This is a genomic window from Streptomyces sp. NPDC001904, assembly GCF_040297005.1.
Classification (GTDB): domain Bacteria; phylum Actinomycetota; class Actinomycetes; order Streptomycetales; family Streptomycetaceae; genus Streptomyces.
In genome coordinates this window covers 88,255-110,544 of record NZ_JBEOYI010000009.1, presented here as the reverse complement: position 1 = coordinate 110,544, position 22,290 = coordinate 88,255, and the positions used below count along the sequence as shown (strand labels likewise).

Here is a 22,290-nt window from a genome sequence, read left to right as displayed (position 1 = left end):
CCGCCCGCAGTCCCCTGCGGGCGGGGTGTTTCTCTCATCTGCGGAAACCGTACGTCAGGGAATGGGGGCCACGACAGCCGGTTCGGCAAGCTGCCATGGGGCCCCCACACCTTCTTCACATGCTCCGACCGCCGTTCCGCTCAGAGCGCGGCGAGAGCGTTCTCGATGATGTCCAGGCCCTCGTTGAGCAGGTCCTGGCCGATGACCAGCGGCGGCAGGAAGCGCAGCACGTTGCCGTAGGTGCCACAGGTGAGGACGAGCAGGCCCTCGGCGTGGCAGGCCTTGGCGATCGCCGCGGTGGACGCCGCGTCCGGCTCCTTGGTCGCCGGGTCCTTGACCAGCTCGATGGCGATCATCGCGCCACGGCCGCGCACGTCGCCGATGACGGAGAACTTCTCCTGCATCGCCGTCAGGCGGGCCTTCATCGTCGCCTCGATCTCCTTCGCCTTCGCGTTGAGGTCGAGCTCCTTCATCGTCTCGATGGCGCCGAGCGCACCGGCACAGGCCACCGGGTTGCCGCCGTAGGTGCCGCCGAGGCCGCCCGCGTGCGCGGCGTCCATGATCTCGGCCCTGCCGGTCACGGCGGCGAGCGGCAGGCCGCCCGCGATGCCCTTGGCGGTCGTGATCAGGTCGGGGACGATGCCCTCGTCCTCGCACGCGAACCACTGGCCGGTGCGGCAGAAGCCGGACTGGATCTCGTCCGCGACGAACACGATGCCGTTGTCGGAGGCGAACTCGCGGATCGCGGGCAGGAAGCCCTTGGCCGGCTCGATGAAGCCGCCCTCGCCGAGTACCGGCTCGATGATGATCGCGGCGACGTTCTCCGCGCCGATCTGCTTGGTGATCTGGTCGATCGCCTGGGCGGAGGCCTCGGCGCCCGCGTTCTCCTCGCCGGTCAGCCAGCGGTAGCCGTAGGCCACCGGTACGCGGTAGACCTCGGGGGCGAACGGTCCGAAGCCGTGCTTGTACGGCATGTTCTTCGAGGTGAGCGCCATCGTCAGGTTCGTACGGCCGTGGTAGCCGTGGTCGAAGACGACGACCGCCTGGCGCTTGGTGTACGCGCGGGCGATCTTGACGGCGTTCTCGACGGCCTCGGCGCCGGAGTTGAACAGGGCCGACTTCTTGGCGTGGTCGCCCGGCGTCAGCTCCGCGAGGGCCTCGGCGACCTCCACATAGCCCTCGTACGGCGTGACCATGAAGCAGGTGTGGGTGAAGTCCTGCAGCTGGGCGGAGGCGCGGCGGACCACGGCCTCGGCGGAGGCGCCGACCGAGGTCACGGCGATGCCGGAACCGAAGTCGATCAGACGGTTGCCGTCGACGTCCTCGATGATGCCGCGGTCCACGCGGGCGGTGAACACCGGCAGCGTGGAGCCCACGCCGGCCGCGACCGCGGCGAGGCGGCGCTCCTGCAGCTCCTGCGACTTCGGGCCGGGGATGGCGGTGACGACGCGGCGCTCCTGCGGGATGTCGCTCATGCGGGGCTCCTTGTGGTGAAGAGGGCGTGTCACCGGGCTCTGGTCCGGTTTCGCCGGGATGTACGGGGGCTTTCCTCGCAGGTTAGGGGCGAAGGAAGGGGCCGGTCATGCTCCATCGGGGTGGGGTCGTCCCGGGCCGTTGTCCGCCGTGGACATATACATACGGAGGTACGTACCTGCCGAAGGCGCGCGTAACGGGGCGCGTAACCGGTGAACTCCCTAGGTACGGGCACTACATTGAGGCCGATTCGCAGAAAAAGATGCGCTGAGCAGGGGGCACGGGCCATGGACACCGAGGGCACGCAGGGCACGAGCGGCGCCGCCGCGGAGCACGGCCGTGCCGCCGTACCGCATCCGGCCCGCCCGGTCGCACCGCCACCGCGTCCCGCGCACGCACCGGGCGTGCGCGACGAGGCGGCCGCCGGGTCGGAGTTCCTGACCTGGCTGCGCACCCCGCGGCCGACCGCCGCACCGGGCATGTGGCGGTTCGGACACCGGCCGCGGCCCGAGGTGGAACCGGCGGTGACCCCGACCAGACAGCTGCTCAGCGGTGCGGTCATCGCGTTCCTGGTGGGCTGGCTGGTCTGGTCGCTGCTGTGGAACGGCTACCTGGGCGGCTGGTGGCTGCTCCCGCTGTACGCGATGATCCCGGACTCCTGGGCGTCCCCGCACTCCTTCACCTCCGTCGTCGTCGTGTACCTCTACTACGGCGTTTTCGCCGTCGGCATCATGGTCGCCGTCGGACGGCTCGGCCGCTGGGGCGAGATCTGGCGCCGCTTCGGCTACCCGGCCTGGCGCAAGGCCGCGGAGCCGGTGCAGGCCGCCCGGCCCGTCGCCCCCGAGAAGGACCCCGTCCAGTGGCCCACCCTGCGCGAGGCCGGTGCCGTCGACGCCGCCGACCGGCTCGGGGCCGACGCCCGCGCCGGGCTGATGCGCGACGTCGACCACGCCCGGATCGCCCGCGCCTGGCAGGGCGTGAAGCGCGGCAAGCACTCGCTCGCCGCCTTCTCCGCCGCCGTGGTCAAGGACGGCGCCGCGGCCTGCCCGCACCCCTCCGGCGTCCGCGACCTGCCCGCCCGAGCGGCCCGCCACGACCTGGGCACCGCGCAGGTCCGGCTCGGCGCCGCCGCCGACGACGAGCGCAACCCGTACGCGTACCGCGGTGTCGGCCTCGGTGTCGGCCCCGACCTGCTCGGCACCTCGCTGCTCGCGGTCGGTCCGCCCGGTGCCGGCAAGACCAGCGCCGTCGTGTGGCCGCTCGCCGAGTCGCTCTGCCTGGGCGCGCTCGCCGGACGGGCCGCCGTGATCGTCGTCGGCGCGGCCGGCGCCGGGCTGGGCCCGCAGGACGCCTACGACGTCGTGGTCCGCGTCGGCCAGTCCGACTCCGTCTACGACCTCGACCTGTACGGCGGCTCCACCGATCCGGACGAGGCCGCGGCCGTGCTCGCCGAGGCGCTCGTCGGCGACCTCGCCGACCCGCACCCCAGCGGCGACAGCCGCCGCTCCACGACCGTCCTCGGCCAGCTGCTCGGCCCGTACCACGCGGTGCACGGCCGCTTCCCGTCCGTCCCCGAACTGCGGCAGCTGCTCGACGGGGCGCCCACCGCCCTCGGCGCGCTGCGCAAGGCGCTCACCGAGGCCGGGCACGAGGCGATGCTGCGCGAGCTGGACGCGCGGGAGCGGCAGCTGAGCCAGTCGGGTGACGTGGGCGCCGTCCTCGCCGACCGGATCGCCCTGCTCGACCGGCCCGCCTTCGCCTCGTTCTTCGACACCTCCGGGCGGACCCGGCCGTTCTCCCTGCGCGCCCTCGACCACCCGGTCCGGGTCCGCATCGACCTGCCCGAGCGCGGGCACGCCGACGCCTCCCGGATCCTGGCCCGGCTCGTGCTCGCCCAGTTCACGGCGAACGTGGCGGTGCGCGAGGACCGCTCCCTGTTCGCCTGCCTCGTCCTCGACGACGCCACCGGGGTCGTCACCCCGCAGGCCGTGCGCGCCGTGCAGCGTCTGCGCTCGGCCAACGCGGGCGCCGTCCTCACCCTGCGCACCCTCGACGACGTGCCGCGCGCCCTGCGCTCCCCGCTGCTCGGCGCGGTCGGCTGCCGGATGGCACTGTCCGGGCTCACCCCGTGGGACGGTCAGGACTTCGCCGAGGTCTGGGGTAAGGAGTGGACCGAGACCCGCGACGTCACCGACCGGCAGATCATCGCCGAGACCCCCGCGGGCAAGGCACTGCACGCGGTGCGCCGGGTGATCACCGGGCGGGCGCCGACCGCCCGCGCGATCACCGTCCGCCAGGTCGAGCGCGAACGCTGGTCCGCCTCCGACCTCGCGCACGCCGTCCCGCCCGGCCACGCCGTGCTCTCCCTCACCACCGTGCGCGGTGAGCACGCGCCGCCGCTCCTGGTCGATCTGCGCGGCTGACGGCGGCCCGGCGGGCGTGCCCGTGGCCCCGGGGGACGCGGGGGCGGGGCCCCGGGAGTACGTACGGTGAGGCAGAATCGGCACGGGGCGTTCATACGGAGAGTCCAAAAGCTTCACAACTCCGCTGTCCGCCCGCCTGTCTGCCCTCCCCCCACAGCACACCTGAAGGCCCCCATGCCGCCCACGCTCGCCTCGCTCGTCCACCACTCGGCGCTCAAACTCACCGTGCGCGCGGGCGAGGCGCACCTGGACACCCCCGTTCGCTGGGCACACGTGAGCGAGCTGGCCGATCCGGTGCCCTACATGGAGGGCGGCGAGCTGCTGCTCATCACCGCCCTCAAGCTGGACGCCGACGACCCGGAGGCCATGCGCCGCTACGTGAAACGGCTCGTCGGCGCGGGCGTCGTCGGCCTCGGTTTCGCGGTCGGGGTCAACTACGACGCCGTGCCCGACGCGCTGGTGCGGGCCGCCCAGGACGAGGGCCTGCCGCTCCTCGAAGTACCGCCCCGCACGCCCTTCATCGCCATCAGCAAGGCCGTCTCCGCCGCCATCGCCGCCGACCAGTACCGGGCCGTCACCTCCGGCTTCGCCGCCCAGCGCGAGTTGACCAAGCAGGCGCTCGGCGAGGGCCCCGAGGGACTGCTCTCCGTGCTCGCCGCCCAGGTCGACGGCTGGGCCGCGCTGTACGACGCCTCGGGCGCCGTCGTCGCCACCGCCCCGGAGTGGGCCGGGCGGCGGGCGGCCCGGCTGACCCCCGACGTCGAACGGCTCCGGGAGCGCCCCGCACCGGCCAGCGCGGTCGTCGCGGGCGGCTCCGACAACGGCACCGACCGCGTCGAACTGCACTCCATCGGCACCGGTCGCAGGCCGCGCGCGGCGCTCGCGGTCGGCACGGCCGCCGCGCTCGGCACCGCCGAGCGGTACGCGCTGCACTCCGCCATCGCCCTGCTGACGCTCACCACCGAACGCTCACGGGCCCTGTACGCCGCCGAGCAGCGGATCGGCGCGGCCGTGCTGCGCATGCTCCTCGCCGGTGAACCCGACCACGCGCGGGCCGTCGCCGGTGATCTGTACGGGGCGCTGCTCGACGCGCCCTTCCGGATGGTGCTCGCGGAGGCCGTGGCGCCGCCGCCCACCGGCGTCGCGCCGAGCGGGGGCCGGCCGGCCGGTACCGCGCTGCTGCTCGCCGAGGCGGTGACCGGAGCGGGCGGTGCGCCCGGCGACCCCGTCCCGGTCCTCATCGACATCGTCGAGTCCGCCGCCGCGCGCTCCGGCGAGGCCGTGCTCGTCGTGCCGGACGGGGAGCGCGTGGTGCTGCTCGTGGTCGACGGGGGAGCGGCGGGCGAGGCCTGCGCGCAGTACGCGGAGGCGCTGGAGGTCACCCGGTCCGCGGCCTCCGGTTCGTCGGGCGGCCCCGACGAGGAACTGGTCATCGGCTTCTCGGCGCCGGCCGGGCCGATCGCGGCGGCCACCGCGTTCAAGCAGGCCGAGCAGGCGCTGTCGGTCGCGCGGCGGCGCGGGCGGGTCCTCGTCGAGCACGAGGACGTCGTCGCCGGGTCGGTCCTTCCGCTGCTCGGGGACGACGCGGTGCGGGCGTTCGCGGACGGGTTGCTGCGGGCGCTGCGCGATCATGACGCGACGGGTCGGGGAGACCTCGTCGCGTCGCTCCGGGCGTGGTTGTCGCGGCACGGCCAGTGGGATGCCGCTGCCGCCGATCTCGGCGTCCACCGCCACACCCTGCGCTATCGCATGCGCCGGGTGGAGGAGATCCTGGGCCGCTCCCTGGACGACCCGGACGTCCGCATGGAGCTCTGGCTGGCCCTGAAGGCGACCGGCGCCTAGCCGGTCGTTCGTCTGCGGCTCCGGTGGGGGCGGGCTGCCGCACGCTGCGCGTCACGCTCGCCACCGTCGTGGCTGGTCGCGCAGTTCCCCGCGCCCCTGAAGGCTGCGCTTTGCGCGCCTTCCCCCCGGCCCCGGGGCGAGCGAAGCTCGCTTCAGGGGCGCGGGGAACTGCGCGGGAAGCGGCCACCGGTCGGCACCCGACGAACCGTCCAACAAAGGTCCCCGAACACTCCAGCCCGGCCAAACCGATCCACCCGGCGCCCCACCTAACGTGGACCCCGCAACAAGCCCACGAACACGGAGAGGCCGGTAGAAGACACATGACCGCCACCCACGCCTTCTGGCTCGCCGGCCGCCAGGCCACCGGGGACGAGACCTTCGACGTCCACAACTCCTACGACGGCCGCCTGGTCGGCACCGTCGCCGTGCCGACCGAGGCCCAGGTCGAAGAGGCCGTCGCGGCGGCCCACGCCGTGGTCGACGAGTTCGCGGCGACCCCGGCCCACGTCCGCGCCAAGGCCCTGAACCACGTCGCCGACCGCCTCACCGAGCGCACCGAGGAGATCGCCCAGCTGATCTCCGCCGAGAACGGCAAGCCGATCAAGTGGGCCCGCGGCGAGGTAGGCCGCGCGGTCTCCGTGTTCCGGTTCGCCGCCGAGGAGGCCCGCCGCTGGAACAGCGGTGACGCCCAGCGCCTCGACACCGACGCCGGCGGCCAGGGCCGCCTCGCCCTGACCCGCCGCATCCCGAAGGGCGTCGTCCTCGGCATCGCGCCGTTCAACTTCCCGCTGAACCTCAGCGCCCACAAGGTCGCCCCGGCCATCGCGGTCGGCGCCCCGATCATCCTGAAGCCGGCGCCCGCGACCCCGATCTCCTCCCTCGTCCTGGGCGAGCTGCTCGCGGAGACGGACCTCCCGGCCGGTTCGTGGTCGGTCCTCACCGTCCCGAACGACAAGATGCCCGCCCTGGTCCAGGACGAGCGCCTCCCGGTCATCTCCTTCACCGGCTCGGGCCCGGTCGGCTACGCGATCATGGACAGCGTCCCGCGCAAGCACTGCACCCTGGAGCTCGGCGGCAACGGCGCGGCGGTCGTCCTCGCCGACTACGCCTCCGAGAAGGACCTCGACTGGGCCGCGACCCGCATCGCGACCTTCTCCAACTACCAGGGCGGCCAGTCCTGCATCTCGGTGCAGCGCGTCATCGCCGACGCCGCCGTCTACGACCGGCTGCTCCCGAAGATCGTCGCCGCCGTCGAGGCGCAGGTCACCGGCGACCCGGCCGACGAGGCCACCGACGTGGGCCCGCTGGTCAGCGAGGACGCCGCCAAGCGCGTGGAGACCTGGGTGACCGAGGCCGTCGACGCCGGCGCCACCCTCCTCGCGGGCGGCAAGCGCGACGGCGCCACGTACGCGCCGACCGTCCTGGCCGACGTACCGGCCGACGTCACGATCTCCTGCGAGGAGGTCTTCGGCCCCGTCCTCACGGTGAAGAAGGTCGACGGCGAGGCCGAGGCGTTCGCCGCCGTCAACGACTCCAAGTACGGCCTCCAGGCGGGCGTGTTCACGCACGACCTCCAGACCGCCTTCCGCGCCCACCGCGCCCTCGAGGTCGGCGGCGTCGTCGTCGGTGACGTCCCCTCCTACCGCGCCGACCAGATGCCGTACGGCGGCGCCAAGCAGTCCGGCGTCGGCCGCGAGGGCGTCCGCTACGCGATGGACGACTACACCTACGAGCGCGTCCTGGTCCTGACCGGCCTCGCCCTGTAGGTCCCTGACAGAACGGCGGCCCGAACCCACTGTGCGGGGGTTCGGGCCGCCGTTCCGCATGCGCGCCGGCCCCGTTGTCAGTGCCGCCCCCTACATTCCCCCCATGGCCACCTTCACCGACCTCAACTTCAAGCTCGTCGTCGTCGAGCAGCTCATGTACACCGACGGGACCCTCGCGCCGGCGTTCCGGATCGCCGATCTGCTCAAGGAGCGCGGGCTCGGGGACGATCCGTGGACGTACGCGTACGACCACGATCTGGCGTACAAGATCGTGCCGGAGGCGCGGGAGTACTTCGAGGCACTGGAGATAGGTGACGAACTCCTCGCCTCCGTGGAGGAGTTGGTGATGGACGGCGGGCTGCGGGTGTACCAGGAGTGCGCGCCGGTGTGGGACGGGGAGGACGACCTGTTCGACATCCGGGTGCTCGACGACCTGGCGCTGCTGCCCAACCTGCGGCGCGTCACCGGATCGGAGTTCCTCGGCCCCGAGCTGCGGGCCGCCCTCACCACGCGCGGCATCGACGCCGACTAGAGCCAACCGGGTCCGAGGACTGGTCGACATGCCTGTTTTCGGGTACATACGATCGGGTAGCACCGGCCGGTAACGGGACCGGGCCGGTGGACCCGAAGCGGCGAGGTGAACCTCATGTCCGCAACACCCCAGCATCAGGCGAAGGTCTCCGAACGGGAGGCCCGGCAGGTCGCCGAGGCCGCACGCGAACAGGACTGGCGCAAGCCCAGTTTCGCGAAGGAGCTGTTCCTCGGCCGGTTCCGGATCGACCTCATCCACCCCCACCCGCTGCCCGCCGACGAGGACGCGCAGCGCGGCGAGGAGTTCCTGGCCAAGCTGCGCGACTTCTGCGAGACGGAGATCGACTCGGCCCGCATCGAGCGCGAGGCGAAGATCCCCGACGAGACGGTCAACGCGCTCAAGGAACTCGGCGCGCTCGGCATGAAGATCGACACGAAGTACGGCGGGCTCGGCCTCACCCAGGTGTACTACAACAAATCGCTCGCCCTGGTCGGCTCCGCGTCCCCGGCGATCGGCGCCCTGCTCTCCGCGCACCAGTCCATCGGCGTACCGCAGCCGCTGAAGCTGTTCGGGACGCAGGAGCAGAAGGACACCTTCCTGCCGCGCTGCGCCCGTACCGACATCAGCGCGTTCCTGCTGACCGAGCCGGACGTCGGCTCCGACCCGGCCCGGCTCGCCACCACCGCCGTCCCCGACGGCGACTCGTACATCCTCGACGGCGTCAAGCTGTGGACGACGAACGGCGTCGTTGCCGATCTGCTCGTCGTCATGGCGCGCGTCCCGAAGTCCGAGGGGCACAAGGGCGGCATCACCGCGTTCGTGGTCGAGGCCGCATCCGAGGGCATCACGGTCGAGAACCGCAACGCGTTCATGGGCCTGCGCGGCCTGGAGAACGGCGTCACCCGCCTCGACCGGGTCCGGGTGCCGGCGGCGAACCGGATCGGGCCCGAGGGCGCCGGACTGAAGATCGCGCTCACCACCCTCAACACCGGACGGCTCTCGCTGCCCGCGATGTGCGTCGGCGCCGGCAAGTGGTGTCTGAAGATCGCCCGCGAGTGGTCGGCGGCGCGCGAGCAGTGGGGCAAGCCGGTCGCGTTCCACGAGGCGGTCGGCGCGAAGATCAGCTTCATCGCGGCGACCACGTTCGCCCTGGAGGCCGTCGTCGACCTCTCCTCGCAGATGGCCGACGAGGACCGCAACGACATCCGCATCGAGGCCGCCCTCGCCAAGCTGTACGGCTCCGAGATGGGCTGCCTGATGGCGGACGAGCTGGTGCAGATCCGCGGCGGCCGCGGCTTCGAGACCGCCGAGTCGCTCGCCGAGCGGGGCGAACGCGCGGTCCCCGCCGAGCAGATCCTCCGCGACCTGCGCATCAACCGCATCTTCGAGGGCTCCACCGAGATCATGCATCTGCTGATCGCCCGTGAGGCGGTCGACGCGCACCTCTCCGTCGCCGGCGACCTCATCGACCCCGACAAGTCCCTGTCCGACAAGGCGAGGGCGGGCGCGAAGGCGGGCGGCTTCTACGCCCGCTGGCTGCCCAAGCTGGTCACCGGCCCCGGTCAGCTCCCGCGCTCGTACGGCGAGTTCCACCCGGCGGGCCACCGCGACCTGTCCGGCCATCTGCGCTACGTGGAGCGCTCGGCCCGCAAGCTGGCCCGCTCCACCTTCTACGCCATGTCCCGCTGGCAGGGCCGCATGGAGACCAAGCAGGGCTTCCTCGGCCGCATCGTCGACATCGGCGCCGAACTGTTCGCGATGAGCGCGGCCTGCGTGCGCGCCGAACTCCTGCGCACCACCGAGGAGTACGGCCGCGAGGCGTACCAGCTCGCCGACGTCTTCTGCGGCCAGGCCCGCATCCGCGTCGACGAACTCTTCGACCGGCTGTGGACCAACACCGACGAGCTGGACCGCAAGGTCGTCAAGGGCGTGCTCGGCGGTACGTACACCTGGCTGGAGCAGGGTGTCGTCGACCCGAGCGGCGACGGACCGTGGATCGCGGACGCCAAGAAGGGTGAGGCTCCCCGGCCGAATCTGCGCCGGGTGATCGAGAAGGGGTGACCTCCGGCCCACGGCCCCCACCGCCCGAGGCGGCGGGGGCCGGTCGTTCGAGGTCGAGCCGGGAGGGAGCACGCGCCCCGCCTGTTCCGGCCCGGCAGCTTCCGGAATCCCACCCCATATGTGCGCTCGACGACCCCTTGAGGACGAACTGCCGGGGCACCCTGTCGGCCGCGCGGCCCGCGCGCGCAAGAATGGGGCAATGACCGACAGCCCCGACAGCTCCGTCAGCCCGTCCCCGCTCGCGGACCCCCACCTCGTCTTCGATCCGGCCCCCACCGACACCCCGCGGGACATCGCCGTCCTGGGCTCGACGGGCTCGATCGGCACCCAGGCCATCGACCTGGTCCTGCGCAACCCGGACCGTTTCCGCGTCACCGCCCTGAGCGCGGCGGGCGGCAGGGTCGAACTCCTCGCCGAACAGGCCCGCCGCCTGGGCGTGCGCACGGTCGCCGTGGCCCGCGAGGACGCCGTGCCGGCGCTGCGCGAGGCCCTGGCCGCCCAGTACGGCGCCGGCGAGCCGCTGCCGGAGATCCTGGCCGGCCCCGACGCCGCCACCGAGATCGCGGGCCGCGGCGACTGCCACACCGTGCTCAACGGCATCACCGGCTCCATCGGCCTGGCCCCGACGCTCGCCGCACTCGGAGCGGGCCGCACCCTCGCCCTGGCCAACAAGGAGTCGCTGATCGTCGGCGGCCCGCTGGTCAAGAACATCGCGAAGCCCGGCCAGATCATCCCGGTCGACTCGGAGCACGCGGCGCTCTTCCAGGCGGTCGCCGCGGGGACCCGCGCCGACGTGCGCAAGCTGGTCGTGACGGCGTCGGGCGGCCCGTTCCGCGGCCGCACCCGGGCCGATCTGGAGCAGGTCACCGTCGAGGACGCCCTCGCGCACCCCACCTGGGCGATGGGCCCGGTCATCACCGTCAACTCGGCGACCCTGGTCAACAAGGGGCTGGAGGTCATCGAGGCACACCTGCTCTACGACATTCCGTTCGACCGCATCGAGGTCGTCGTCCACCCCCAGTCCTACGTGCACTCCATGGTCGAGTTCACCGACGGCTCCACGCTCGCCCAGGCCACCCCGCCCGACATGCGCGGTCCGATCGCCGTCGGCATCGGCTGGCCCGAGCGGATCCCCGACGCGGCCCCCGCCTTCGACTGGACCAAGGCCTCCACCTGGGAGTTCTTCCCGCTCGACAACGACGCGTTTCCGTCGGTGGGGCTCGCCCGGCACGTGGGGGAGCTCGCGGGGACGGCCCCGGCGGTGTTCAATGCCGCCAATGAGGAGTGCGTGGACGCGTTCCTGAAGGGCGCCCTGCCGTTCAACGGGATCATGGACACGGTGACGAAGGTCGTCGAGGAACACGGCACACCGGAAACGGGAACTTCGCTCACCGTCGCGGACGTCCTCGAAGCGGAGACCTGGGCACGCGCCCGGGCCCGTGAACTGACGCTGACGGACAAGACGGCCGCGGAGGCTCGTGCATGACGACCTTGATGATGATCCTCGGCATAGTCATCTTCGTGGTGGGTCTGCTCGTCTCCATCGCGTGGCACGAGCTGGGCCACCTGTCGACGGCGAAGCTCTTCGGCATCCGCGTGCCGCAGTACATGGTCGGCTTCGGCCCCACCCTCTTCTCGCGGAAGAAGGGCGACACCGAGTACGGCGTCAAGGCGATCCCGCTCGGCGGCTACATCCGGATGATCGGCATGTTCCCGCCCGGCCCGGACGGCAAGATCGAGGCCCGCTCCACCTCACCCTTCCGGTCGATGGTGGAGGACGCGCGGGCGGCGGCCTTCGAGGAACTGCAGCCCGGCGACGAGACCCGGCTCTTCTACACGCGCAAGCCGTGGAAGAGGGTGATCGTGATGTTCGCGGGCCCGTTCATGAACCTGATCCTGGCGGTCGGACTCTTCTTCACGGTCCTGATGGGCTTCGGCGTCACCCAGCAGACGAACGTGGTCTCGTCGGTCTCCGCCTGCGTCATCAAGGCCAGCGCCGAACGTGACACCTGCAAGGCGTCCGACCCGGCGTCCCCGGCGAAGGCGGCGGGACTCCAGGCGAAGGACAAGATCGTCTCGTTCAACGGGATCGCGACGGACAAGTGGAACACGCTGTCCGACGAGATCCGCGAGAGCGCGGGCAAGACCGTCCCGATCGTCGTCGAGCGCGACGGGCAGCGGAAGACCCTGACCGCGAAGATCGCCACCAACCAGGTGGCGAAGAAGGACTCCAGCGGCCAGATCACCGACGGCTACGTGAAGGCCGGGTTCCTCGGCTTCACCGCCGCCACCGGCGTCGTCCACCAGGACTTCGGCGACTCGGTGTCCTGGATGACCGACCGGGTCGGCGACGCCGTCGACTCCATCGTCGCGCTGCCCGCGAAGATCCCCGCACTCTGGGACGCCGCGTTCGGCGACGGCCCGCGCGAGGCGGACTCCCCGATGGGCGTGGTCGGCGCGGCCCGGGTCGGCGGTGAGATCTTCACCATCGACATCCCGGCGACCCAGCAGCTGGCCATGTTCCTGATGCTGGTGGCCGGCTTCAACCTGTCCCTGTTCCTCTTCAACATGCTCCCGCTGCTGCCGCTGGACGGCGGACACATCGCGGGCGCGCTCTGGGAGGCACTGCGGCGCAACGTCGCGCGGGTGTTCCGGCGTCCCGACCCGGGCCCGTTCGATGTCGCGAAACTCATGCCGGTGGCCTACGTCGTCGCGGGAATCTTCGTCTGTTTCACGATCCTGGTGCTGATCGCCGACGTCGTTAACCCGGTGAAAATCTCCTGATCGCGTGATGTTCGGGGCGGCCGGGCACCCTGGGTGCCCGGCCGCCCACCTTCGGGTGGTGCGGCAGGGCGCGATGTGCTCGGCCGTGCACCGGTGACGTAATCTCGGAAGCCTCTGGACTCGATCCTCGATCCACACCTTGGGGTTGCACAGCAGATGACTGCGATTTCTCTCGGCATGCCGGACGTACCGACCAAGCTCGCCGAGCGGCGCAAGAGCCGGCAGATCCAGGTCGGCACGGTCGCCGTGGGCGGCGACGCCCCGGTCTCCGTGCAGTCGATGACGACCACGCGGACGTCCGACATCGGCGCCACGCTCCAGCAGATCGCCGAGCTGACCGCGTCCGGCTGCCAGATCGTGCGTGTGGCCTGCCCCACGCAGGACGACGCCGACGCGCTGCCGATCATCGCGAAGAAGTCGCAGATCCCGGTGATCGCCGACATCCACTTCCAGCCCAAGTACGTCTTCGCGGCCATCGAGGCCGGCTGCGCCGCGGTCCGCGTCAACCCGGGCAACATCAAGCAGTTCGACGACAAGGTCAAGGAGATCGCCAAGGCGGCGAAGGACCACGGCACCCCGATCCGCATCGGGGTGAACGCGGGCTCGCTCGACCGCCGCCTGCTCCAGAAGTACGGCAAGGCGACCCCCGAGGCGCTCGTCGAGTCGGCTCTGTGGGAGGCGTCGCTCTTCGAGGAGCACGACTTCCGCGAGATCAAGATCTCGGTCAAGCACAACGACCCGGTGGTCATGGTCAACGCGTACCGGCTGCTCGCCGAGAAGTGCGACTACCCGCTGCACCTCGGCGTCACCGAGGCCGGGCCCGCCTTCCAGGGCACGATCAAGTCGGCCGTCGCCTTCGGCGCGTTGCTCTCCGAGGGCATCGGCGACACCATCCGCGTCTCCCTCTCGGCCCCGCCGGTCGAGGAGATCAAGGTGGGCAACCAGATCCTGGAGTCGCTGAACCTCAAGCCCCGCCGCCTGGAGATCGTCTCCTGCCCGTCCTGCGGGCGCGCCCAGGTCGACGTCTACAAGCTCGCCGAGGAGGTCACCGCCGGTCTCGACGGCATGGAGGTGCCGCTGCGCGTCGCCGTCATGGGCTGCGTCGTGAACGGCCCGGGCGAGGCCCGCGAGGCCGACCTCGGTGTCGCCTCCGGCAACGGCAAGGGCCAGATCTTCGTCAAGGGCGAGGTCATCAAGACCGTCCCCGAGTCGAAGATCGTGGAGACCCTCATCGAGGAAGCCCTCAAGATCGCCGAGCAGATGGAGAAGGACGGGGTGCCTTCCGGCGAGCCGTCCGTCGCGATCGCCGGCTGATTCAGGGTCCGGCCTGATTGTTCCGCGCGCCTCCCCTGGGCGAGCGAAGCTCGCTTCAGGGGCGCGGGGAACTGCGCGGGAAGAGGCCACCGGCCGGCAGCCGCCGACGAACCCCCACCCGGCAGACGCCCCGGCGGAGGGCGGCCGAAGGCAGCCCCAGTACACCCGCTGCCACCGCCAGGTACAGTGCGGAGATCAGCCCTCCCCGCCAAAAGGCCCCGCACGTGTTGACTCAGACCACCACCCGGGTCCTCGAACCGAGTGACCTCGACGCCGCGCTCGCCGTCCTCGACCGCGAGCCGGTCGTGAACGCCTTCGTGACGGCCCGCGTCCGCATCGCGGGCCTCGACCCGTGGCGGCTCGGCGGCGAGATGTGGGGCTGGTACGAGGACGGCATGCTCCGGTCCCTGTGCTACGCGGGCGCCAACCTCGTGCCCATCTGCGCCACCGACCGAGCCGTCAGAGGCTTCGCCGACCGCGCCCGCAGAGCCGGCCGCCGCTGCTCCTCCATCGTCGGCCCGGCCGAGCCCACGGCCCGCCTGTGGCAGCTTCTCGAACCCTCCTGGGGCCCGGCCCGCGAGGTCCGCGCGCACCAGCCCCTGATGGTCACCGACCGGCTGCCGGCCCACGTCGAGCCCGACCCCTACGTCCGCCGCATCCGCAAGGACGAGATGGAAACGATCATGCCGGCGTGCGTGGCGATGTTCACCGAGGAGGTCGGCGTCTCCCCGCTGGCGGGCGACGGCGGCCTGCTCTACCAGGCGCGGGTCGCCGAACTGGTCGGCTCGGGCCGCTCCTTCGCCCGCCTCGACGAGCACGGCAAGGTGATCTTCAAGGCGGAGATCGGCGCCGCGACCCCGGAGGCCTGCCAGATCCAGGGCGTCTGGGTGGCGCCCGAGCACCGCGGCAAGGGCCTCGCCGCCCCCGGCATGGCAGCCGTGGTCCGCTACGCCCTCGCGGACGTGGCCCCGATCGTCAGCCTCTACGTCAACGACTTCAACACCCCGGCACGCGCGGCCTACCGCAGGGTCGGCTTCGAGGAAGTCGGCGCCTTCATGAGCGTGCTGTTCTAGCGCCCGCCCCCTCACCCGCCCGCCCCGGGGTACTCTCCGGGGCATGCCGCACCGCAGCAGCACGGACGAGCCCTCCGTCACCATCGGCCCCCTCGACCTGCGCACTCGCGTGGACGAGGCCCTCGCGGTCCAGGCCCATGCCTTCGGCCTCAGCGACGACGAGATCGCGGTCCGCCGCCAGATTGTGCTGCGTCACATCACCTACCCGGGAGCCCGCGCCCTAGGCGCCACCACCGAGACCGGCCGCCTCGTCGGCTTCGTGTACGGCATGCCGAACGACCGCACCCACTGGTGGTCCACGGTCGTCGAGCCGTACCTGCGCTCGCGCGGCACCGACCACTGGCTCGACGACTCCTTCGTCATCACGGAGCTGCACGTCCACCCCGGTTACCAGAACCGCGGCATCGGCCGCACCCTGATCACGACGATCACCGACACCGCGTACCAGCCCCGCTCGATCCTCTCCGCGATCGACCACGAGAGCCCCGCACGCGGTCTGTACCGCTCCCTCGGCTACGCCGACCTGGCCCAGCAGGTGCTCTTCCCGAGCGCCCCGAAGCCGTACGCCGTGATGGGCGCCCCGCTTCCGCTGCTGCGTCACCGTCCCTGACCGGCAACCGATTTCCGGCCGCCGGGCCCGCACGGCTAACCTCCTGGGACCACCCTTTTCCAGCAGGAGTCAAGAATCATGGCCAAGGCCCAGGTCCAGCGCATGTCCCGGTTGATGGTGAAGACCCTGCGCGACGACCCGGCGGACGCCGAGGTGCTGAGCCACAAGCTCCTCGTGCGCGCCGGGTACGTGCGTCGCACCGCCGCCGGAATCTGGTCCTGGCTGCCGCTCGGCAAGAAGGTCCTCGCCAACGTCGAGCGCGTGGTGCGCGAGGAGATGGACGCCATCGGCGCCCAGGAGGTCACCCTCCCCGCCCTGCTGCCCAAGGAGCCCTACGAGGCGACCGGCCGCTGGACCGAGTACGGCGCCGAGCTGTTCCGCCTGAACGACCGCAAGGGCGGCGACTACCTCCTCGGCCCGACCCACGAGGAGATCTTCACCCTCCTGGTCAAGGACCAGTGCACGTCCTACAAGGACCTGCCCGTGATCCTCTACCAGATCCAGTCGAAGTACCGCGACGAGGCCCGCCCCCGCGCCGGCATCCTGCGCGGCCGCGAGTTCCTGATGAAGGACTCGTACTCCTTCGACCTGGAGGACGAGGGCCTCGCCCACTCCTACGCGCTGCACCGCGCCGCCTACCAGAAGATCTTCCAGCGCCTCGGCCTCGACCACCGCATCTGCGCCGCCACCGCCGGCGCCATGGGCGGCTCGAAGTCCGAGGAGTTCCTGGCTCCGGCCGCGGCCGGTGAGGACACCTTCGCCGACTGCCCGAACTGCGACTACGCGGCCAACACCGAAGCCGTCTCGTTCGCGCTGAAGGCGGTCGACGCCACCGGCGCCGCGGCCCTCGAAGAGATCCCCACGCCCGACACCCCCACCATCGAGACGCTCGCCGCGCACCTGGGCGTCCAGGCGTCCGAGACCCTGAAGAACCTCCTCGTGAAGGTCGACGGCGAGATCGTCGCCGTCGGCGTTCCCGGCGACCGCGAGGTCGACCTGGACAAGGTCGAGGCGCACTTCGCCCCGGCCGCCGTCGAGCTGGTCACCGCCGAGGACTTCGAGGGCCGTGACGACCTGGTCCGCGGCTACGTCGGCCCGCAGGGCCTGGAGAAGGTCCAGTACATCGCCGACCCGCGCGTCGCCCCCGGCACCGCCTGGATCACCGGCGCCAACAAGACCGGCGTGCACGCGAAGAACGTCGTCGCGGGCCGCGACTTCGACGTCGACGCGTACGTCGACGTCGTCGTGGTCCAGGAGGGCGACCCCTGCCCCGCCTGCGGTACGGGCCTGAAGCTGGACCGCGCCATCGAGATCGGCCACATCTTCCAGCTCGGCCGCAAGTACGCCGACGCCTTCCAGCTCGACGTGCTCGGCCAGAACGGCAAGCCGGTCCGCGTGACCATGGGCAGTTACGGCATCGGCGTCTCCCGCGCCGTCGCCGCCCTCGCCGAGCAGCACGCCGACGACAAGGGCCTGGTCTGGCCCGAGGAGATCGCCCCCGCCGACGTGCACGTGGTCGCCGCGGGCAAGGCGCTCCAGACCGAGCTGGCCCTGGAGGTCTCGGACCTCCTTGCCGAGGCCGGCGTCCGCGTCCTGGTCGACGACCGCCCGGGCATCTCGCCCGGCGTGAAGTTCACCGACTCCGAGCTGATCGGCGTCCCGAAGATCCTGGTCGCGGGCCGCCGCAGCGGTGACCGTGTCCTCGAGCTGAAGGACCGCCGCACCGGCGAGCGCGAGGAGCTCTCGGTCGAGGAGGCCGTGGCCCGCCTCACCGCCTCCAAGTAGGCGCTCCGCTTTCGTCTGACGGCCGGTGGGGGCTGGCCGCGCAGTTCCCCGCGCCCCTGGAAGCGAGCTTCGCTCGCTCAGGGGAGGCTGCGCGCAGCGCATGCCTCAGGGGCGCGGGGAACTGCGCGGCCAGCCCCCACCGGCCCGCACTATCGTGACGACCATGCCCGAACTGCAGCGCCTGGCCCCGGAACACGCGGCGGCCGTCCTCGCTTTCGAGCGCGAGAACCGTGAGTTCTTCGCCGCTCATGTTCCCGACCGCGGCGACGCCTACTTCCGCGACTTCGCCGAACGGCACGCCGCCCTCCTCGCCGAGCAGGACGCCGGCACGATGCAGTGCCATGTGCTGACCGGTGACGACGGCGAGATCCTCGGCCGCTTCAACCTCTACGACCCGGCCGACGGCAGCGCCGAACTGGGCTTCCGCGTCGCAGAGAAGGCCACCGGGCAAGGCCTGGCCACCGCCGCCGTCCGCCGCCTGTTCGAGGTGGCCGTCGCCGACTACGGCCTGAACCGGCTCACCGCCGCCGCGGCCGAGGCCAACCACGCCTCCCGCACGGTGCTCACCCGCACCGGCTTCCGCCGGGCCGGCGAACGCCTCCTGAAGATGGGCGGCCCCGGCATCACCTACGTCCGGGACCTGACCGCCTGACTGCCTGAACGCTCAGAGCCAGCCGGCGAATTCGAGCAGGTTCTCGGCGTCCCGCTCGCGCCCCACGCGCAGCGCCCGCACCCCGGACTCCACCGCACGGAACAGTGTCCAGCCGCGCAGCCGCTCCTGCTCCACGTCCAGCGACTCGGCGAGCTTCTTCACCCGGCGCCGGGTGATCGCGGGCCCCGACGGCGAGCCGATCAGGTCCTCCACCCGGTCGCGCACCAGCCGCGCCAGATCGAAGGCGCACTCGCCGACCACCGGGTCGGGACCGACCGCCAGCCACGGCGTGCGCTCCCCGGACAGCACTTTGGACTGCCGGAACGTGCCGTGCAGCAGCCGCAGTTCGGGGGCGGAGGCCACCAGCTCGTCCCGCGCCGCGAGCGCCGCGTCCACGAGGGGCGCCACCTCGGGGAAGGCGTCCACGGACGCACGCATCGCCGTCGCCTGACGGCCCGTGCGCTCGGGCACCGTCTCGCAGTTGCGCCCGGCCGGCGGGTCCACCCACAGCCGCCGCAGCGTGCCCGCCGCCTCCAGGAGCGCCTTCGCCTCCGGCAGCGTCCGCACGGAGACCTCCGGGTGCAGCCGCTCCAGCAGCAGCGCGCCGTCGTTCGGCCCGGCGTCGAGCAGCCGTACCGCGCCGAACCCGTTCCAGTGCGTCAGCGCCGCCCGCTCCGCCTCCGGCCGGAACCGCTCCGGCGCCAGCTTCAGGATCGCGGGTTCGCCCTGCGCGGTGCGCACCTGGGCGACCAGGCTGCTGCGTCCGCCGGGCACGTGCACCCGCTCCACGGTCACCGCGCGGCGGGCCGCCGCCTCGTCGAGCAGCGCGCCCAGATCGGCGAGCCACGCGGACGCCCCGTCGTCGCGCACCTCGCCGAGCGCGTTCACCAGCCGCTGCGGCGGTTCGAAAGCCATACGCGCGTGATTCCCTTCCGAAGACTCCTCAGGTGCCGGGCGTCGCCGTGGAACCGGAGGCGGACGCCGAAGGCGCCGCGGCCCGTTCGGTGAGCCCAGGGAAGGCTACGCTGCTGCCGCGCCAGCGCACCGCACGGACCGCCGCCTCCCGCAGTGCGTCGGCCGCCGCACGCCGCCGCGCGCCGCTCGCGGCCCGGACGAGGTCCGAGTAGACCCCGGCGACCTTGTCCTCGATGTCGGCCGCCAGCCGGGCCGCCGCGGCCGAGTCCGGCACCGGGAACGGCAGCGCGTACGCGCCCGCCGACTCCTCGGGGGCGCCGCCCAGCTCACGCACCGTGCGGCGCAGCTCGTCGCGCCGGGCGCGATGGGCGTCGTACGCGGACTTCGCCTCGTCGCCGCGGCCCGCGCGGATCCGGCCGCCGACCACCCCGTACCCGTACACGGCCGCGTGTTCGGCACGCAGCGCCGCCTGCACGGCGGCCAGCAGATCCTGATCGGTCATCGCGATCCTCACCCCTCACCCAGCAGATACGCGTGCCCGGCACCGGCCGCCGCCACCGACGCGAGCAGCCGCGCCTGCTCCGCCGGGGTGTCCGGCTCGGCCAGCGCCTTCATCCGGCGGTCGGCCAGCTCCCGCTCCGCCGCCGCCAGCGCCCTCAGCACGTCCTTCTCGGCGACCGGCGGCGTCGAGGCGCTGCTCGCCGAACTCGGCCGGGACGCCCCGCCGAACGCCTGCACGTGCCGGGCGACCTCGTCGCGCAGCGGTGCGAGCCGGGCGGCCAGCGACGGCTGCGCGGCGAGCGCCCGGTCGTACTGTCCGAGCAGGTCGGCGCTCTCGCGGGCCGCCTTCGCGCGCAGCCGCTTCTCCCGTGAGACGGCGGGCGCCCCCTCGGCGCCGCCGCCGTCACCGCCGCCGTCCGAGCACCCGGAGAGCAGCGCGGCGCCGGCCAGCGAGACCAGCAGACTCCTACGAGTGGTGAGCGGCACGGCGGACGTCCTTGAGGCAGGAGCGGGCGGGGAACGGGGAGTGACCGGTGATCACCGTACAGTCGGCCCCCCTCCGGTGGACGGCAACACCCCCCTGGACCGGATACCCTTTGACCTGACGCGCAGGGAATGTCAGCAACCACAACAGCACACGCGGCCGAGGAGTCACCCGGATGAGCACGACCCAGAACGAGAGGCTGCGGGAGCTACTGGAACCGCTCGTCAGCTCTCAGGGACTCGACCTCGAAGAGGTCGAGGTGGCCTCGGTGGGACGCAAGCGTGTGCTGCGTGTCGTCGTCGACTCGGACGAGGGCGCCGACCTGGACGCGATCGCCGATGTGAGCCGCGCGCTCTCGGCGAAGCTCGACGAGACGGACGCCATGGGCGACGGCGAGTACGAGCTGGAGGTCGGGACGCCGGGCGCCGAGCGCCCGCTGACCGAGCACCGCCACTACGTCCGCGCCACGGACCGCCTCGTGAAGTTCACGCTGAACGACGGCGCCGAGCTGGTGGCCCGCATTCTCAAGGTCGACGACGAGGGTCTCGACCTGGAAGTACCGGGTGTGAAGGGCCGCAAGCCCACCGCCCGACGACTCGACCTCGCCGACATCGCCAAGGCGCGCGTGCAGGTCGAGTTCAACCGCAAGGACAAGAACGAAGAGGAGGCGTAGCCGTGGACATCGACATGAGTGCCCTGCGGGGTCTGGTCCGGGAGAAGGAGATCTCCTTCGATCTGCTGGTCGAGGCGATCGAATCGGCCCTCCTCATCGCCTACCACCGCACCGAAGGCAGTTTCCGCCGGGCGCGCGTGAAGCTGGACCGCGAGAGCGGCCACGTCACGGTGTGGGCGACGGAGGACCCGGCGGACCTCGAAGAGGGCCAGGAGGCCAAGGAGTTCGACGACACCCCCTCCGACTTCGGCCGGATCGCCGCCACCACCGCCAAGCAGGTCATCCTGCAGCGGCTGCGCGACGCCGAGGACGACGCGACGCTCGGCGAGTACGCCGGCCGCGAGGGCGACATCGTCATGGGCCAGGTCCAGCAGGGCCGCGACCCGAAGAACGTGCTGGTCGACATCGGCAAGCTGGAAGCGATCCTGCCGGTGCAGGAGCAGGTGCCGGGCGAGGAGTACCCGCACGGGCTGCGGCTGCGCAGTTACGTCGTCCGCGTCGCCAAGGGCGTGCGCGGTCCGTCGGTGACGCTGTCGCGCACGCACCCGAACCTCGTGAAGAAGCTCTTCGCGCTCGAGGTCCCGGAGATCGCCGACGGCTCGGTGGAGATCACCGCCATCGCCCGCGAGGCCGGCCACCGCACGAAGATCGCCGTGCGCTCCACCCGGAGCGGACTCAACGCCAAGGGCGCGTGCATCGGTCCCATGGGCGGGCGCGTGCGCAACGTGATGGGCGAGCTGAACGGCGAGAAGATCGACATCGTCGACTGGTCGGACGACCCGGCGGAGATGGTGGCCAACGCCCTGTCCCCGGCGCGCGTCTCCAAGGTCGAGGTCGTCGACATGGGCGCCCGCTCGGCCCGGGTCACGGTGCCGGACTACCAGCTGTCGCTGGCCATCGGCAAGGAGGGGCAGAACGCCCGCCTGGCCGCCCGGCTGACCGGCTGGCGGATCGACATCCGTCCGGACACCGAGCAGCCCGGCTCCGACGCCGGGGAATAATTCCGGGCGCTGTGCGCTTGGATCACGACAGAATGTGACGTAGACGGCCGTTCGATTCTTCCCCCAAAGGGGTGAGGTCGCTGCGGGGAGGTAGACTTAAGCGTGTCTGGCCGGACGCAAGCCCGCGCCTGCCCTGAGCGAACCTGCGTGGGATGCCGGGAGCGAGCGGCCAAGAGCGATCTGCTGCGGATCGTGATCGTCGAGGGTGAATGTGTCCCCGATGATCGCGGTACGCTGCCCGGCCGGGGTGCTTATGTGCATCCCGCCGAGATCTGTCTCGACCAGGCGGTCCGCCGCCGGGCGTTCCAGCGGGCGTTCAAGTCCCCTGGTCCGTTCGACACGGCGGCCCTTCGCCACCGCGTCGAGCAGGCAACACCGTAAGAAGCGCCGCACGGAACCCC

At 72.0% G+C, this 22,290-nt stretch carries 19 protein-coding genes; 15 read left to right on the top strand and 4 right to left on the bottom strand.

What is annotated here, in order from left to right; genetic code table 11:
• Nucleotides 1–140: 140 nt before the first annotated feature.
• Nucleotides 141–1,475 carry a 4-aminobutyrate--2-oxoglutarate transaminase gene (gene gabT / locus ABT127_RS17190; protein WP_351450168.1) on the bottom strand — a complete coding sequence of 445 codons (1,335 nt, stop codon included), beginning with the start codon at nt 1,473–1,475 and terminating at the stop codon, nt 141–143.
• Between the two features lie 285 nt (nt 1,476–1,760).
• Between gabT and ABT127_RS17185 the strand changes: the two genes are divergently transcribed.
• The 12 genes from ABT127_RS17185 (at nt 1,761) to ABT127_RS17130 (ending at nt 18,315) form a co-directional block, all read left to right on the top strand.
• Nucleotides 1,761–3,896, top strand: a complete 2,136-nt coding sequence (locus tag ABT127_RS17185) for an ATP-binding protein (protein ID WP_351450165.1) — start codon at nt 1,761–1,763, stop codon at nt 3,894–3,896.
• A 174-nt stretch (nt 3,897–4,070) separates the two neighbouring features.
• Entirely contained in the window at nt 4,071–5,738 is a 1,668-nt protein-coding gene (locus ABT127_RS17180; protein ID WP_351450163.1) for a PucR family transcriptional regulator, read from the top strand.
• 320 nt (nt 5,739–6,058) lie between these two features.
• Nucleotides 6,059–7,504 carry an aldehyde dehydrogenase family protein gene (locus tag ABT127_RS17175; RefSeq protein ID WP_351450161.1) on the top strand — a complete coding sequence of 482 codons (1,446 nt, stop codon included), beginning with the start codon at nt 6,059–6,061 and terminating at the stop codon, nt 7,502–7,504.
• A 103-nt stretch (nt 7,505–7,607) separates the two neighbouring features.
• Nucleotides 7,608–8,036 (top strand): DUF6892 domain-containing protein, encoded by a 429-nt coding sequence (locus tag ABT127_RS17170; RefSeq protein WP_351450158.1) that lies wholly within the window; start codon nt 7,608–7,610, stop codon nt 8,034–8,036.
• Nucleotides 8,037–8,150: 114 nt separating this feature from the next.
• Nucleotides 8,151–10,097 carry an acyl-CoA dehydrogenase family protein gene (locus ABT127_RS17165; protein ID WP_351450155.1) on the top strand — a complete coding sequence of 649 codons (1,947 nt, stop codon included), beginning with the start codon at nt 8,151–8,153 and terminating at the stop codon, nt 10,095–10,097.
• A gap of 199 nt (nt 10,098–10,296) precedes the next feature.
• The gene (gene dxr, locus ABT127_RS17160) at nt 10,297–11,583 is read left to right on the top strand and encodes a 1-deoxy-D-xylulose-5-phosphate reductoisomerase (RefSeq protein WP_351450152.1); all 1,287 of its coding nucleotides are present in this window, start codon (nt 10,297–10,299) and stop codon (nt 11,581–11,583) included.
• Complete coding sequence (locus ABT127_RS17155) at nt 11,580–12,881, top strand: M50 family metallopeptidase (RefSeq protein ID WP_351450149.1); 1,302 nt, start codon at nt 11,580–11,582, stop codon at nt 12,879–12,881. Before dxr ends, ABT127_RS17155 begins: the two co-directional genes overlap by 4 nt.
• Nucleotides 12,882–13,037: 156 nt before the next feature.
• Nucleotides 13,038–14,195: a flavodoxin-dependent (E)-4-hydroxy-3-methylbut-2-enyl-diphosphate synthase gene (gene ispG, locus ABT127_RS17150; protein WP_351450146.1), complete on the top strand. Its 1,158-nt coding sequence runs from the start codon at nt 13,038–13,040 to the stop codon at nt 14,193–14,195.
• A gap of 224 nt (nt 14,196–14,419) precedes the next feature.
• On the top strand, nt 14,420–15,268 hold the full coding sequence (locus ABT127_RS17145; protein ID WP_351450143.1) for a GNAT family N-acetyltransferase: 849 nt from the start codon (nt 14,420–14,422) through the stop codon (nt 15,266–15,268).
• A 43-nt stretch (nt 15,269–15,311) separates the two neighbouring features.
• The gene (locus tag ABT127_RS17140) at nt 15,312–15,878 is read left to right on the top strand and encodes a GNAT family N-acetyltransferase (protein ID WP_351450140.1); all 567 of its coding nucleotides are present in this window, start codon (nt 15,312–15,314) and stop codon (nt 15,876–15,878) included.
• A gap of 78 nt (nt 15,879–15,956) precedes the next feature.
• A complete protein-coding gene (locus ABT127_RS17135; RefSeq protein WP_351450137.1) occupies nt 15,957–17,663 on the top strand; it encodes a proline--tRNA ligase in 1,707 nt (568 codons plus the stop codon).
• Nucleotides 17,664–17,826: 163 nt separating this feature from the next.
• Complete coding sequence (locus ABT127_RS17130) at nt 17,827–18,315, top strand: GNAT family N-acetyltransferase (protein ID WP_351450135.1); 489 nt, start codon at nt 17,827–17,829, stop codon at nt 18,313–18,315.
• A gap of 12 nt (nt 18,316–18,327) precedes the next feature.
• Here the strand turns inward: ABT127_RS17130 and ABT127_RS17125 are convergent, their stop codons facing one another.
• From ABT127_RS17125 to ABT127_RS17115, 3 genes are read right to left on the bottom strand one after another with little or no spacing between them, the layout of a single operon-like run.
• Complete coding sequence (locus ABT127_RS17125; protein WP_351450132.1) at nt 18,328–19,230, bottom strand: aminoglycoside phosphotransferase family protein; 903 nt, start codon at nt 19,228–19,230, stop codon at nt 18,328–18,330.
• A 28-nt stretch (nt 19,231–19,258) separates the two neighbouring features.
• Nucleotides 19,259–19,732 carry a ferritin-like domain-containing protein gene (locus ABT127_RS17120; protein WP_351450130.1) on the bottom strand — a complete coding sequence of 158 codons (474 nt, stop codon included), beginning with the start codon at nt 19,730–19,732 and terminating at the stop codon, nt 19,259–19,261.
• An 8-nt stretch (nt 19,733–19,740) separates the two neighbouring features.
• On the bottom strand, nt 19,741–20,217 hold the full coding sequence (locus tag ABT127_RS17115) for a hypothetical protein (RefSeq protein WP_351450127.1): 477 nt from the start codon (nt 20,215–20,217) through the stop codon (nt 19,741–19,743).
• 173 nt (nt 20,218–20,390) lie between these two features.
• On the opposite strand from ABT127_RS17115, the gene rimP reads away from it, so the two are divergent.
• The 3 genes from rimP to ABT127_RS17100 all read left to right on the top strand — a co-directional run bounded on the left by rimP (nt 20,391) and on the right by ABT127_RS17100 (nt 22,270).
• Nucleotides 20,391–20,888: a ribosome maturation factor RimP gene (gene rimP / locus ABT127_RS17110; RefSeq protein WP_351450124.1), complete on the top strand. Its 498-nt coding sequence runs from the start codon at nt 20,391–20,393 to the stop codon at nt 20,886–20,888.
• Between the two features lie 2 nt (nt 20,889–20,890).
• A complete protein-coding gene (nusA, locus tag ABT127_RS17105) occupies nt 20,891–21,889 on the top strand; it encodes a transcription termination factor NusA (protein ID WP_351450121.1) in 999 nt (332 codons plus the stop codon).
• A gap of 102 nt (nt 21,890–21,991) precedes the next feature.
• Nucleotides 21,992–22,270 carry a YlxR family protein gene (locus ABT127_RS17100; protein ID WP_351450118.1) on the top strand — a complete coding sequence of 93 codons (279 nt, stop codon included), beginning with the start codon at nt 21,992–21,994 and terminating at the stop codon, nt 22,268–22,270.
• Nucleotides 22,271–22,290: the final 20 nt, after the last annotated feature.

Excerpts from the sequence above, each read along its gene's own strand:
- ABT127_RS17120 (WP_351450130.1), bottom strand. The coding sequence starts at position 19,732 with ATGACCGATCAGGATCTGCTGGCCGCCGTGCAGGCGGCGCTGCGTGCC.
- ABT127_RS17175 (WP_351450161.1), top strand. The coding sequence starts at position 6,059 with ATGACCGCCACCCACGCCTTCTGGCTCGCCGGCCGCCAGGCCACCGGG.
- ispG (WP_351450146.1), top strand. The coding sequence starts at position 13,038 with ATGACTGCGATTTCTCTCGGCATGCCGGACGTACCGACCAAGCTCGCC.
- ABT127_RS17180 (WP_351450163.1), top strand. The coding sequence starts at position 4,071 with ATGCCGCCCACGCTCGCCTCGCTCGTCCACCACTCGGCGCTCAAACTC.
- dxr (WP_351450152.1), top strand. The coding sequence starts at position 10,297 with ATGACCGACAGCCCCGACAGCTCCGTCAGCCCGTCCCCGCTCGCGGAC.
- ABT127_RS17165 (WP_351450155.1), top strand. The coding sequence starts at position 8,151 with ATGTCCGCAACACCCCAGCATCAGGCGAAGGTCTCCGAACGGGAGGCC.
- ABT127_RS17125 (WP_351450132.1), bottom strand. The coding sequence starts at position 19,230 with ATGGCTTTCGAACCGCCGCAGCGGCTGGTGAACGCGCTCGGCGAGGTG.
- ABT127_RS17140 (WP_351450140.1), top strand. The coding sequence starts at position 15,312 with ATGCCGCACCGCAGCAGCACGGACGAGCCCTCCGTCACCATCGGCCCC.
- ABT127_RS17155 (WP_351450149.1), top strand. The coding sequence starts at position 11,580 with ATGACGACCTTGATGATGATCCTCGGCATAGTCATCTTCGTGGTGGGT.
- ABT127_RS17170 (WP_351450158.1), top strand. The coding sequence starts at position 7,608 with ATGGCCACCTTCACCGACCTCAACTTCAAGCTCGTCGTCGTCGAGCAG.
- ABT127_RS17185 (WP_351450165.1), top strand. The coding sequence starts at position 1,761 with ATGGACACCGAGGGCACGCAGGGCACGAGCGGCGCCGCCGCGGAGCAC.
- gabT (WP_351450168.1), bottom strand. The coding sequence starts at position 1,475 with ATGAGCGACATCCCGCAGGAGCGCCGCGTCGTCACCGCCATCCCCGGC.
- ABT127_RS17130 (WP_351450135.1), top strand. The coding sequence starts at position 17,827 with ATGCCCGAACTGCAGCGCCTGGCCCCGGAACACGCGGCGGCCGTCCTC.
- rimP (WP_351450124.1), top strand. The coding sequence starts at position 20,391 with ATGAGCACGACCCAGAACGAGAGGCTGCGGGAGCTACTGGAACCGCTC.
- ABT127_RS17135 (WP_351450137.1), top strand. The coding sequence starts at position 15,957 with ATGGCCAAGGCCCAGGTCCAGCGCATGTCCCGGTTGATGGTGAAGACC.